The organism is Bacillus sp. T-10(2022), from assembly GCF_056502895.1.
This window is the reverse complement of record NZ_CP113518.1, coordinates 2,428,146-2,440,768: the sequence shown is the minus strand read 5'-3', so window position 1 is coordinate 2,440,768 and position 12,623 is coordinate 2,428,146. Positions and strand designations below refer to the sequence as shown.

Sequence of the window (12,623 nt, the reverse complement as noted above, 5' to 3'; positions counted from 1 at the left end):
AGAAGTAAAGCACCTGTTAGTTTAACTAAATTACATTTTATTAGTTCCATTTCTATACGGATATAGCACAGTATCGACCCAACTACGAAACAGTTCATAGGCTTGTTCGTCTGTTTTTACATTACCTAAAAATACCCCTATAAAGTTATCATAATAACGTTCCTTAGCTCCAAATAATGTGTTAAACTCCTTTTTATTTTCAAAATCACCGAAAAATATATCCATTGTTTTATCTTGTCTTTCCCAAGCAATGGCCTCGACATAAGGAGTAAACTCGTTTTTGTAATTGTCTATATGTAGGTGGTTTCCCGTATAATTTTCATTGTTAAAATATCCGTAATCATTCATATCTAAGCCTCCTAAATGAAATACCAGATTATTGTACCTTTTGTTCAACTATCCTGCCCCGTTAGTTCATAAGAAAAAGCTATCTTAAGGACAGCTCCGGGATTATTGTCGTATAAATAATCCATTTCTTTCAATAATCTCTCGGCATTTCTCAAATCCTTCTTTTGTCTTGCTATACACGGGGAAACATAGGTCATAATTTCCTATAAAAACTGTATCAAGAGAAGGAAAGAAAAAATTCGAAAAATACAATTCTTCAACTGAAAGGTTAACTAGAAACTTAAGTGCCTCTTCATCACCAATTTTGTATATGCCCTTGTTGCTAGCAAACAACTTTCTAAAAATACTAGCCTCCATCCGATTTAAGGAGCCTAGAATGAATTTGAATTGTTCTTTACTTAAACCTTTTTTATTGAAATGAACAAATACTTCATTATCTGTATGATAAATCTGAGTTAAGGCACATAAAAATCTGGTACCATACTTTGAATGATGTTGCTCATAACCTAGTAAATCTTGTGCCTCTTGCTCGGTAAGAACTCGATTATATACATCCATAATACCAATATAGGGAAACACCTTTCTTGGCTCCTCGAGAAGATGTGTGTTGAATTTTTTATACTTTGTAAATAGTTTTTCAATCTCTTCATATGTTGCTAATTCTATTCTCAAATTGGTCGCCTCACTTTTCCCTGTTTACATCATTTTATCATCATTTTCTTATTAAGCTGATCTGCCCGTATCTCCATAAGAAAAGAGCTGTTCTTCACTGCTCTTAAAAAGAACTAACGCACCCGTTTGTTCAATAGCGTTATTAGTTCTAATCCCAAAAATTATAGATTACCTCTCCAACACTTTTTGGCTTCCAATACGCTATTTGTTCCAATTCAGCACTGTTCAATTCATTATCATTTTTTAAAATAATCTTTCCAGTACCCTCTTTAATGTATAATGGTTCGTTAAGTTCCTCCATACCCAAAACCTTATAAAAAGGACTAAACTGTTTCAATAATTCGGGTTCATCAATAAAATTAATATTTTCAAAATCAACAAAGGAAGCAAAAGCTAAAAAAGGATAATGTTCATTAAGCAATATATGCAAATGATTATTAAAAACTTTAACTTCGAGATTTAAAAAATTAGTTACAAACTGTGGTTCTATGAATTCCAACACTTTTCCGTTATTCCTTTTAATGATACTAAAACATTGCTGTTTAAATTGTTTCCCATCAATTGTTGGTGGCTTATTATATTTTGCATTATAAAAACCAGTTACTCCTTTAGGAAGTTTCAATAAACATCCACCCGCATTCATAATTTTTATAGGTTATATTCTCCATTCCTTATGCAACTATCCTGCCCCTTTAGTTCCACAATAAAAAGGTTGCCGCAGCAACCCTTTGTTAAACTAACGCACCCGTTAGTGGAATACCAAAAACTACCTAACATATTGAAAAATCAACTGATATAATGCTACGCAAAGTCCTAAAATACACGCTTTCATTTTAGATGGATGGTTTCTTTTACTGAGAAACAAGTAAAAGAAAACTAATATAAAGCCCAACGGAATCCATAGCTGAAAGACACCTTCTTTTGTACTGCGAGAAAAAATTGGAGCAATGTAAGTGCTTATCAGAAAGTAAAAGAAAATCGTAAATCGTCGTGTTTCTAATTGCTTGCTCCACCTTACTAAAAAGAAAATAATAATTATTGCGATAATCGTAATGTGTAAAGGGGGTAGCACAATAGCACCGTTCCCAAATTTGAATTCCAATCTGAATTGCCCTCCTTTTTTTTAAAGTGTATCACCATTTATAGGGCAATTTGGAATGTTTTTATTTGAAGCCATATCTTCCTCCGTAAATATCATTTAACCATATTCCTTATTCCACTAACCTGCCTCTTACAGCTCTGATCGTCAGCTAAAGCACCTGTTTGTTCAAAAAACTTTATAATTGAGTTCCTTTATCGTTATCAAATAATCTTGAATTCCCAGAGTTTAAATTTTGTAATATTTCGATCTGAAATTTATTGGCTATTTTAAACGTAAATTTATAAATGAAGTATCCAAGAATAACACCTAATACATTACAAATTACGTCATCAATATCAACTGTTCTTCCCCGACCACCTGCTATTAGTTCAATAAATTGTATAGTTTCTATACTAATTGATATAACAAATCCGAGTAGTGCAATATTTTTAAAATCCTTAAATTTATTCCATATTATCGGTGATAATACACCCAAAGGCATCAATAATAATATATTTCCACCCACATTTCTAATAATTAGCCTAATCATAAACACGGTATCACCGTCATATGCAATACCTATTTGTTTAATATCGTCTATAATCCCAACAAATGGAATAAGATTTAAGCCAAACTTAATATTTTGCATATTAAAATCAATCCATAAAGCTAATGGAAACAGTGTAACGGAAACAACCATAAGTATGTATAAAACAAAAAGAAAATTAATAACTTCCCTTAACCAATATACTTGTTTTTGTTTTTTTAATTTAAACCCTATTAAAATACCTCTTCCAGCCAAATAACATATAACTCCAATTCCAATAAGCAAACTACCATTAATTAAATACACTCCATCGACCCTTCCTTCCAGCTCAAACAAACCTTATTTTACCATAAAATATACCTTTGTTAGAATTTAATTCTGCTCGTTCATTATCACTAATAAAACCAAGATTTTATTGCGTTTCTTAATGAACTATCCTGCCCCGTTAGTGCCATAAGAAAAAGCTGTCTTAAAGACAGCTTTTTGAAGTAAAGCACCCGTAGTTCTATAAGAAAAAAAGGCGTTCATAACTGTCTGCTGCCCTCATCCTACATAGTGAAAAATATGTACTCAAAATAGAATAGACCCCCATATCAGCTTCTTTACGGCTTGATACAGGGCTGTGTTTTTGACCTCTGTCAGGTTATTACCACTATGTCACCGAACTGATTATTATTCCAACTGTTTACACCACGAAAATCCCCCGATACTGAGGGGCCTTCAGTACCCTTGGGGGAGATTTTAGAACATAATGACTTATCATCAGAGGCCCTACACACTATGTCCATTGTGAAGATTCTGTTACTCACCCGGAATTGAGACATAAAAAAACATCTAGAATCATTTATATCCAAATAGACGATTTAAGCTAATCTTAAAGACAGATCCGATCTTCAGCTAACGCCCCCGTTAGTGAAATAACTATAAACTCTCAGGTAAATGATGTTTATACATTTCTATTCCATCAATATGCTCCTCTAATACAGCTATCGTTTTGGGATGTGGCTTTGTATAGATAACTGGATAGTCCTTTTCATCAAGTTCCTTATGAGTGGAAAATGCTAATTTTTCTTCAACAATTGAAAATTGAGCATCAATACCCTTTTTATTTCCACGAGCATCTAATCTTACCCATTTATTAATTGATTTTAAAAAAACAGCATTTAACGCGTGAATACAATACCCCTTTTCTGGTGTATCAAACAACATCAATCTTTGATAGCAGAACCCTGTTGGTATGTCTTGCGACCGCAATAAGGATGCTAATAGATTTGATTTTGCATAGCAAATTCCCTCTTTAAAGTGTAATACGTCCGAAGCATTACAAGTAACTCGTGTCGATTGAATATCCCAAGAATGAGAAATTTCATCACGAACAAATTCAAAAGCTACTTTAGCTTTTTCAATTTCCGTTTGAGATTGATTGAAAAGTTCATCTGCTTTCTTGATTATAATTGGCTTATAATAATTAACTTCATTTAATTCGAGTAAATAATCATCTAATTTATCAGACTCACAAACTAAATTTATAAACTCCACCCCCATTTAATGAATACTTATGCATAATATTGTACTATTATACAGTATATTACAACTAATTAAAAGGATGTATTATTGAACTATCCTGCCCCGATAGTTCCATAAGAAAAAGAGCTGCCAAAGCAACTCCCTTATTAGTAAAGCACCCGTTAGTTTAAGTACAAACCTTCACAATTTTGCTAACCTGTATTTTAATCGCCAATTGCTACTATTAACTTATTTTTCAGTAATGCTTCTTTGCAAAGTTCGATTAATTTTTCAGCAAATTGTTTTATTTTTTGCCCGTATAAATTATCTGTTTTGTATTTAATAACTATACCCTCGCAAATGTTTACTAACTGATTTATTTCTTGCGTTGAAAATATTTTATCACCATATTGGTCTAACCCTATAAGCAAATCGAAAGGTCCCCTTTTTCTATATCTTTTACCGTATTCTTCCTTAATCTGAAGATAACCCTGCAACTCTTCATTAAATTTAACGGATTCTTCTAAGTATTGTGTTTCTTTTATTGTATTTCCAATAAAGAAATCAAGTCCAACATCATTATCCATTCATTGTCCGCCCTTTTCATATTTTAATGTTTTTCATATTATATCAGTCTTTGTTGAACTAATCTGCCCGGTTAGTTCCATAACAAAAATGCCGCCTCAAATGGCAGCACTTGTGTTGTACACTTCTTGAAGCTTATTATCACAACTGATAAGTTAATAACAGCTTTCGTGTTTTTTCATAATTGATATACTCTCTATAAAACTCGGGATAATTACTTATGCTTTCTTCAAAAAAGCTATATTGTTGAAAGACCTCAAAGAATGATAAATGAAGCCAATCTTTTTGTTCTTGTGGCATTCTGTTGGCCCTTCCTTTTAGAACATAACTGAGACTTCCTGCGATGTTCATCCAATAGGTATTCAAATCAGCAGTTAAGCTATCGGCTTTGGAAAATTCACTTATAAAATCATTTTGTATCTTATCAGTATCACGATAAGGAAAGGGATTATATAAACTTTTTTTTATTGCCTCGAGCTCTTGATAAATATGGTTTTTATCTATGTTTAACACCCACCAAATAAGTATGTTGAATATATTTATTTTACCATATATTCTTCAACTAACCTGCCCCGATAGTTCCATAAGAAAAAGCTGCCATAAAGACAGCTCCGATCTTCAGATAACGCACCCGTTAGTTTAATAACTAAACTTAATTTTTTTCTCTTTTTCGAAATAGAAACCTGTACCATTTTCTTGTGGAACAAACCCTTGTTGAGCTGAACTATTTTCTACCATATTTTGCTCTTCTGCTGTTATAACTGTGGTAACATCTTTTCCTTCAGCTAACATACCTTCTCTACGATCTTGTTCCTCACTAGTAACAAGTTTATATGTATCTGTTTGTTTTGAGGAAACTTCTGCAGATGCTTCTGTCTTTTGCAAGTCTTTCGCAAAACCGATTGATACTGCTAAAACTCCTGCAAAACCAAGGGTTAAAACTAATTTCCCTTTCATATAAAAAACCTCCTCCCAATAATTTCTAACTATTACAATAACATATTTTACCACAACTAAAACTATGTTACTTTTAAACTAAACTGCCCCGTTAGTGCCATAAGAAAAAGGCTGCCTCAGCAACCTTGAGTCTTTTACAAGAAGTAGAAATCTCTTTTCATTATTTGAATTTGTCAGGTTGTTCTACATAGAACTCTAAATACCCACATTTAGAACAAACATAAGGAGATACTTTGCTGTAAATCGGACTATCCGTGAAAAAGCCTTTTGGTTTTTTGTTTATCAGAAATTCTCCTTGAATTCCAGAAATATAGGCTCTCGTAAGTTCGTTGCCGCATTTGCTACAAGTTTCCATTATTTATCCTCCCTTATCGTTATTGTTTCCTACCCATATTACTTTCTTTTACATTCCTAAATTAATAAAGTTTCAATCCTTCTTCAACAAACCTGCCCCTCTTTAGTTCCATAAGAAAAAGTTGCCTTAAAGACAGCTCCGATCTTCAGCTAACGCACCCTTTAAGATTAAGTTATTTAATTATGTATTTTATGGACCCTACAATTTATTTGAAATTTTATCTGTTAATTGCCTTATTGATGCTGCAATAAATATTCCGAAATTAGAAAATCAGATTACCTTGGCTTTTTATCTAAAATAAATGCAATAGTTGCCACTAAAATCACTAGAAAGATACCTATACAGGCAGTAACTATGCCTTCTATTTTGTCTTTTGCATAAAAACAAATATATGTATTAAAAGAGACAAAAATTAAAAAAATTAATAACTTTGTAACTAAGTTAATTGTATTTATTGCTCTCACAGTAAATCACATTCCTTAATGGTGAATTAACGATATCAAAATTAAAATAATTTGAACCTTTAAGAAAATAATAACAATAAAGAGTAATTATTCATAAGTGTAAAATAATCCATTTCCTTATGGAACTAACCTGCCCCTTTAGTGCCATAAGAAAAGGAGCTGCTGATCAGCTCCTGGTAATGAGTAAAGCACCCATTAGCTTAAGAAGAAAAATAATATTGGTTATTTACTACTGTTCAATAAATATGATGGGGTAATCTCTCCCTATTTCACCCTTAACTTTTGCAGTTAAGTCGATACCTATTTTATTATGCTCATCAATAGGTATTTCTTTATAATTTTGAACCCAGTTAAATAGTTCCTCTTTTAGTTCTTCAGATATAGGGAAGTCATCAATGTCTAAGTTAAAACCACAAACATTGCACCATATAGGGTCCGCACTAAAATCAGCTTCAACTTTCAATGAGGGATGTTCACATTCTCCCTTTAATGCGAAGTTTTGTAATGATTTTAGAAAGTAGATTACAACTATTGATATGAAAAATATTACCGCAGAGCTTAAACCAGAAGCAGCGAAATGAGAATTATACAACTCTGTTAGAAACAGGTATACTAAAAAACCTATAAAAAGGAATAGAGCAATTTTCATTTAATGGGTATTTCCTTTCAAATTTTATTAACATTACTATAATAATTGATTGTTTATATTTTTGATAATTTAACCCGTTCACTTTAATTTCTTATGGAACTATCCTGCACCGTTAGTTCCATAAGAAAAAGGTTGCCGCAGCAACCCCTGTTATTGAAGTAAAGCACCCGTTAGTTCATTAAGAAGCACTTCCGACTCAATCAATTAAAATAAACTCTTTACTAAACGAATTATCATTCTTGGAATAAGAGTTAAGATGTTAAAAACCAATTCAGATAAGATGGAATCACGAATTTCATTCATTATGTTTTTGAAAAAACCTTCTTGCCTTTCTTTTTCATCTTTTGTATCCTCTTTTTATCTTTAATAATTACTCCAATTATATTCCTCTAAAATACATCCTCAATTATTCAGCCTCTGTAGTCCATAAGAAAAAGAGCTGCTGATTCGTCTTCTGATATTGAAGTAAATCATCTTTTTGTTCAATCACAAAAAATATATTACCCACAATTGAGATAATATGATTAGTAAAAATGTCAAACCTAGGCCAATTAGTTCCTTTTTTGTTGCCCTTTCTAGTAAATACCGTTCAATTAATGTTAAAGACAATCCAATGACTATGAGGATATAAGCCATAGACCGATAATCACTGTAAACACCGTAATACAAGGTGGAAACAAAGATGGTAATTCCTGCTGTTATCCATAAGAGTAACGCTGGAATAAACAAGGGCTTTATTCTGTTTTTTAATATTTTCATTGTAATACACTTCTCCATAAAGACATCTTACCAAAAATCATCCTTTATACCTCAAGAAAAAATTTCCTTATCTTATTGAATAAACCTGCCACTTTAGCTCCATAAAAAAAGATGTAAACTGCCACAAACAATCTATGTTCTTTAACTAATGCGACCCGTTGAAGAACAAACCTAGTTTTTACTTTTTCGACTGTAATAAAAAGAAATGAGAAGATAAGTACCATAGAGGCAAGATATAGAAAATATTATAAGTTCTAAATTAACTGTTCCAGTCTTAAACCAAATAGTTAACGCAGCTAAAATGACTGTTATAAGGCAGGCGATAAAACCTTGAGTATGTGGTTTCAACATCAAAACCTCCTGTTCTATTCTTAAAGGCTTACCTTAACCTATATTAGCTTATTTTTCTATTCTCCTATATGGAAATGTTTCACAATACCTCTCTTCTAACCAGCCCTTTAGTTGCATAAAGTAAAAGCTGCCTTAAAGACAGCCCCTATCTTCAGCTAACGCACCCGTTAGTTTAAGTGTACACTCTTTCACAATCTTACAATATAAAAAAAAGCCGTCCTAAAAGACAGCTATTCAAATATTTTAGTTTGAAATAGTTGGTACAAGCTTTAAAAATTTACGATAACAGAAAATAGTTAATGTTAACGGTACTAAACTCCATAGATAAAAATATGTTCCATACTGGTTCCATCTTGCGGTTGTTGTAATACCGTCAGCAATTTTTATCCCTAAAAAATTCAACTGCATATTCCCGTCTATGCTACTAGTAGATAAACCGTAACCTTCCCCTGCCATCATAATAAATAATAAGCCTAAGCACCCTGCTAGCCCTAAAAATAACCATCCTACTTTGTTTTTGTTCAAGTTACCCCCTCCTAAAATTGATTATACAAAGAACATTCTACAAATATTGGTAAAATACTTGTTGAACTAACCTGCCCTTTAGCTCCATAAGAAAAAGAGCTGCCAAAGCAACTCCATTATTTAAGTAAAGCACCTATTAACATAAAGTAGCTTGATACATTTACTAAATTTCCCCTGTTGCATAGCTTAATCAGTCTCAACATCTTTTTCACCTAAAATTTGGACAAATCTTAATAGATAACCATCAGGGTCCATAACTAAAAATTCTTTTTGTCCCTTTAATTTAGTTTCAGCTCTATACCAATTCTCCTGAATATCAAATTTAATTGGATACTCGTTCTTTTTCAAACTATCATATAGTAGATCAATATCATTTATAACTATTTGGAAATTAATTCCTCTTCCGTACGGATAAGATAACTCCCCAGTATTCCAATAACCATTTACTTCTTCAATCATAATCTGGCAGTCATTTAATGACAGAAAAGCAAACTTATCCTCTGGTCGTTGATATTCAATTGTAAACAGGAGAATTTCCGAATAGAAATATAAACTTTGCTTCATATCTGAAACCGAGAGCTCTGGTATCAAGGCATTGAGTTTGTGCAAAAATGCTTCCCCCACTTAATTTATTTATTGTAATATTATAACACTCACTTACTATTAATTCTTATGCAACTATCCTGCCCCTTTAGTTCCATAAGAAAAGGAGCTGCTGATCAGCTCCAGATAATGAAGTAAAGCACCCGTTAGTTCATTAAGGCCTTCTATGAACTCTATGATTCAAAAAAGAACCTATAAGTTCAAATTTTGAATCATTTCTACCCTATTACCAAATGGGTCTCTAAATTCAAATCGTTCAAAATTTGGAATTGGAACACCATCAAGTATTTGTATATTTTCTTTTGTTAATCTATTTTTCCAATATGAGATGTCTTCTACTTCGTAAGCAATATGTGCTTTAGTTTTCAATCTATCAAAATCATCTTCTGTTCCAATGTGTACATCTTTATCACCGACTTTTAACCAAAATCCTCCTCGTCCTTTAAGGGATTCGGGTTTTTCGATTTCTTGTAAACCTAAAATACCACAATAGAAATTTTTAGCCTTTTCTTCAGTCTCCTTTGGAATAGTTATCTGAACGTGATGTAATCCTTTAATCATTTTAGCACCCCCAATGAATTCAAAATTTTCCCGAAATTCTCCTTTAATACAAGGATACTAAACTTCCAACGTAAATAAAATTTTATATTTTTTATAAAAATACATAAGAATCTCTTATGGTTAATGTTTTATATTTATAGTTACATCTTCCACTAACCTGCCCCGTTAGTGCCATACGAAAAAGAGCTGCTTAAAGACTGCTCCGATCTTCAGCTAACGCACTCGTTATTTTCAACAAGGATTAAAGTTTTTATGAAACCCTTTCAATTTAGAGAGAATATCCAAGCTGCTGTTTGATATTCATTCTAGTTGATCATTACGTAGGTTAAAAATCCGTAAATACTAGCAAGAAAAGCTAATAATCCGGAAACAATAAATAAAGTTTTAACTAACCAATAATTAAAAATACGGGGTAAAGGGGTGATTTTTATTAAAAATTCTAGACCTTCATCTTGGTTTTGGTAATTTTTCTTTGTTAAATAAAATATTCCTGCCCATATTAACGTAATGCCAGTAACTAAAACTACTGTCTAATAAATTCTCCCACTCTGCATATCCCCTAAAGTAATTATATTTGAAAATAAACTAACTTATTTGGAGTAAAGCACCCGTTAGATCTATAAAAAATGCAATACCAAAAATCCTGCGAACCATATAACCGCCATACCAAAATCTAATAGCATCTGCTTCTTATTTTCTTTTTTAAAAAACCATTCAAAGCCATCTATTATTGAACCAATTCCTGATAAAAAAATTATATATTTTAGGAAATTAAAGTTAAATCGGTAATTAAACCTAATAGTAATATTAAGCCCATTGCTATCATCATCAAATGTCTAATCAGTATAAATGGTGTAGTACTTTCTCTTTTTTCAAAAAATAATCCCATAAAAAAACACCGCCTAATATACCCTACTATGTTAGCCAAATTAGGAACTGGCTACCGACATACTTTAGATTGTTGAACTCCTGTATGACATATAATCACTGTAGTTTTATTATAACTCTTGTGGAGCGAACCTGCCCCTTAGTGCCATTAGAAAAAGGCTGCCTCAGCAACCTGACTTATTGAAGGAAATCACCTGTTAGTTCATTAAGAAAAGACCTCTTCTTTTTTCTATTTCTAAAATATCCTCCTATTGTCGCTCCAAGACCCGCAAGTAAAACAATGAGTATTAATTCGCCAATATAATTAGAAGGGTTAATTATATTAAAAATAATTGTGCAAAGTGCTCATAGAAGAAAAAGTAGCAAATCTCCAATTGTAAATTTCATAGTAAATTCCCCTTTGTTTTTTAAAACTCTTTTTTCCGTTATATAAATTCTAATTCATTCATCACTCTTTTGGTACAATTATTTCATACTAAACAGTTGCATTAAGAAAAAGTTGCATTAAGAAAAAGCTGCCTTAAAGAAAGCCCTCATCTTCAGCTAAAGCACCCGTTTGTTGAATAGTAAAATCTATTCAAATAATGGAACTTTTGGATCTATCCCATAACAATGAACAAGCATAGAGTGTAATTGCCCTCTGTGATGATAAACGTGAGCTACAATCTCTATCAACCATTCATACCGTGAGTATGTAACACCCCAATAAGAAGTAATTTCCTCTTGAAGTTCGACCTCTGTAAAATTCATAAATTTATCTTCTAAAAATTGATGATTTTTTATCATAGCTTCTTTCATCTCATATAGGCTTTTATATGAAACACTTGAATAAAATTTATCCATCTTGTCTTGGGATGCCCCGTCCGATATAAGCGAATCAGCTTCACAAATAATAGCAATGTGTTCTAACAGCTCTCCAATTGAATGCTTATTGGGTGTAGGTCTTTTTTGTAAGTCATTTTCTTCTAACTTTTCTATCATCTCAACAATTGTCGTTACAGCCACTTTAATTTGATTCAATGCACTCTTACAATACGTATTCATCTTATCCTCCTTTACTTCAAATAAATAATAATATAGGTTCGCAGTTAAATTTTAGCTTTACCCTCTATTCAACTATCCTGCCCCTTTAGTTCCATAAGAAAAAGAGCTGATCGTCGTCACAGATCTTTAAAGAACTTATACTAACCTGCACCTTTAGTTCAGTACCATTTTCCGGATAATTTTTCACCACTCAAATTCAGGATTAAACTCTTCTGGATCCATCATTGCTTTTGTGTAGGTGACCGGTTTTCCGTTCGGCATAGTGATAGTTAATTCTTTTCTATCTTTGTTTAACTCTAAAGTTATAAATGAAGTCCGATTGGTCTTTTCTTTGCTGTATGATACCGCAATCATTTTGTGTCCCGTGGATTCTGCTAATTTAAAGTATCTGATATCCTTTTTTTCGTTTTTCTTTTTGATATTTTCGTACTTTAGCTCATCGCCATTAGATGAAATCACTATGTATGTCTTATCTGTCATCCAACCGCCGTAAATATGATACTTGGTTACTTCATAAGATGGTACGCTGTTAGTTCTTGTGGGTTCTTCCTTAGTTATTCCTTCTTGGGTATCTACCTTTTCAGTATGTTTGACTTGTTCTGTCTCACAAGCAGCAAGACTACCTAAAAGCAGGAGTCCCACTGTGATCTTTTTCAAAGAAAACAAAGGCCTGCCCTCCTAAAAGATGGATGTAAATTTCGAATCATTAAATTATCCACCCTTACATA

14 protein-coding genes are annotated in these 12,623 nt (G+C 32.2%); all 14 read right to left on the bottom strand.

The window, feature by feature from the left end:
• Nucleotides 1–30: 30 nt before the first annotated feature.
• The 14 genes from OSJ91_RS11915 to OSJ91_RS11850 all read right to left on the bottom strand — a co-directional run bounded on the left by OSJ91_RS11915 (nt 31) and on the right by OSJ91_RS11850 (nt 12,561).
• Nucleotides 31–348 carry a hypothetical protein gene (locus OSJ91_RS11915; RefSeq protein ID WP_485891660.1) on the bottom strand — a complete coding sequence of 106 codons (318 nt, stop codon included), beginning with the start codon at nt 346–348 and terminating at the stop codon, nt 31–33.
• Nucleotides 349–450: 102 nt separating this feature from the next.
• On the bottom strand, nt 451–1,020 hold the full coding sequence (locus OSJ91_RS11910) for a hypothetical protein (RefSeq protein ID WP_485891659.1): 570 nt from the start codon (nt 1,018–1,020) through the stop codon (nt 451–453).
• Between the two features lie 148 nt (nt 1,021–1,168).
• Nucleotides 1,169–1,642 carry a hypothetical protein gene (locus OSJ91_RS11905; protein ID WP_485891658.1) on the bottom strand — a complete coding sequence of 158 codons (474 nt, stop codon included), beginning with the start codon at nt 1,640–1,642 and terminating at the stop codon, nt 1,169–1,171.
• A 655-nt stretch (nt 1,643–2,297) separates the two neighbouring features.
• Nucleotides 2,298–2,954 carry a VanZ family protein gene (locus OSJ91_RS11900; protein WP_485891657.1) on the bottom strand — a complete coding sequence of 219 codons (657 nt, stop codon included), beginning with the start codon at nt 2,952–2,954 and terminating at the stop codon, nt 2,298–2,300.
• Nucleotides 2,955–3,569: 615 nt separating this feature from the next.
• Nucleotides 3,570–4,193: a transglutaminase-like domain-containing protein gene (locus OSJ91_RS11895; protein WP_485891656.1), complete on the bottom strand. Its 624-nt coding sequence runs from the start codon at nt 4,191–4,193 to the stop codon at nt 3,570–3,572.
• 185 nt (nt 4,194–4,378) lie between these two features.
• Nucleotides 4,379–4,741, bottom strand: coding sequence for a hypothetical protein (locus OSJ91_RS11890; RefSeq protein ID WP_485891655.1), 363 nt, complete (start codon nt 4,739–4,741; stop codon nt 4,379–4,381).
• Nucleotides 4,742–4,880: 139 nt separating this feature from the next.
• Nucleotides 4,881–5,252, bottom strand: coding sequence for a YxiJ family protein (locus OSJ91_RS11885; protein WP_485891654.1), 372 nt, complete (start codon nt 5,250–5,252; stop codon nt 4,881–4,883).
• Nucleotides 5,253–5,378: 126 nt separating this feature from the next.
• The gene (locus tag OSJ91_RS11880) at nt 5,379–5,696 is read right to left on the bottom strand and encodes a hypothetical protein (protein ID WP_485891653.1); all 318 of its coding nucleotides are present in this window, start codon (nt 5,694–5,696) and stop codon (nt 5,379–5,381) included.
• A 1,048-nt stretch (nt 5,697–6,744) separates the two neighbouring features.
• Nucleotides 6,745–7,164 (bottom strand): hypothetical protein, encoded by a 420-nt coding sequence (locus tag OSJ91_RS11875; RefSeq protein ID WP_485891652.1) that lies wholly within the window; start codon nt 7,162–7,164, stop codon nt 6,745–6,747.
• A 1,353-nt stretch (nt 7,165–8,517) separates the two neighbouring features.
• Nucleotides 8,518–8,799 (bottom strand): hypothetical protein, encoded by a 282-nt coding sequence (locus tag OSJ91_RS11870; protein WP_063576493.1) that lies wholly within the window; start codon nt 8,797–8,799, stop codon nt 8,518–8,520.
• 186 nt (nt 8,800–8,985) lie between these two features.
• Nucleotides 8,986–9,408: a bleomycin resistance protein gene (locus tag OSJ91_RS11865; RefSeq protein WP_485891651.1), complete on the bottom strand. Its 423-nt coding sequence runs from the start codon at nt 9,406–9,408 to the stop codon at nt 8,986–8,988.
• A gap of 186 nt (nt 9,409–9,594) precedes the next feature.
• Entirely contained in the window at nt 9,595–9,963 is a 369-nt protein-coding gene (locus tag OSJ91_RS11860; RefSeq protein WP_048687544.1) for a VOC family protein, read from the bottom strand.
• 1,461 nt (nt 9,964–11,424) lie between these two features.
• The gene (locus OSJ91_RS11855) at nt 11,425–11,895 is read right to left on the bottom strand and encodes a DinB family protein (RefSeq protein ID WP_485891650.1); all 471 of its coding nucleotides are present in this window, start codon (nt 11,893–11,895) and stop codon (nt 11,425–11,427) included.
• Between the two features lie 183 nt (nt 11,896–12,078).
• Nucleotides 12,079–12,561, bottom strand: a complete 483-nt coding sequence (locus OSJ91_RS11850; RefSeq protein WP_063576499.1) for a hypothetical protein — start codon at nt 12,559–12,561, stop codon at nt 12,079–12,081.
• Nucleotides 12,562–12,623: the final 62 nt, after the last annotated feature.